Below are 741 nucleotides of genomic sequence, written 5' to 3'. Positions count from 1 at the left end.
ACAATGGTTCCACCGGCCTATCTCGGCAAGCAGTTTGCGGCGGCGCACCAGCACTACCTTGTCTCTGGTAGCGCCACTATTGATTCCGGAGACCTCGAAACTGCCGTTCGCCATGTGACCGAGCACGGTTTCGGCACTGAATCAAACTCACGGCTGTTGGCGCTGATGAACCCGGCACAGGCGGAAGTGGTGTCAACCTTCAAAGCTGGCGAAGAAAACGCCAGCGGCATTATTGCCAAACACGACTACATTCCGTCCGCTGGCGCTCCGGCCTACTTGCAACCGGAAAATATCGTGGGTCAGGTTGCGCCGGAGTCCTACAACGGTCTTAAGGTGCAGGGTTCCTACGGCGAGACCTGGATCATCCAGAGCGACTTCATCCCAGAAGACTACTTCGCGGTTGTCGCCACCTACGGAGCCAACAGCCCTGACAACGCCATCGGGTTCAGGCAGCACGCTCAGCGCCAATATCAAGGTTTGCGTACTATTCCCGGTCTTGGCCCGTATCCGTTGCAGGACAGCTTTTTCCAGCGCAGCTTCGGTGTTGGTGTGCGCCGTCGCGGCCAAGCCTGCGTCACGCAGATCAAGGCCAGCGGTTCCTATAGCGTGCCGGTGATCCCGAAGTGACGCCTCGAGATTGGCTGCAGGCCAATCTGACTGCAGTCGTGGTCGCGGTAGCTCAGGCCGGTGCCACCCTGGCCGGCTCAACTGCTGAAACCAATGTGTCTCAGACCGTTACTA

1 pseudogene is annotated in these 741 nt (G+C 58.7%); it reads left to right on the top strand.

The window, feature by feature from the left end:
* A pseudogene (locus A5791_RS26660) lies at positions 1-627 on the top strand (hypothetical protein); the annotation flags it as partial.
* Between the last annotated feature and the right edge of the window lie 114 nt (positions 628-741).

Origin of the sequence: Mycobacterium sp. 852002-51163_SCH5372311, from assembly GCF_001667115.1 — a bacterium.
Taxonomy (GTDB): Bacteria; Actinomycetota; Actinomycetes; order Mycobacteriales; family Mycobacteriaceae; genus Mycobacterium.
The sequence above is the reverse complement of the archived record's forward strand: the minus strand, read 5'-3'. Positions and strand labels throughout refer to the sequence as shown.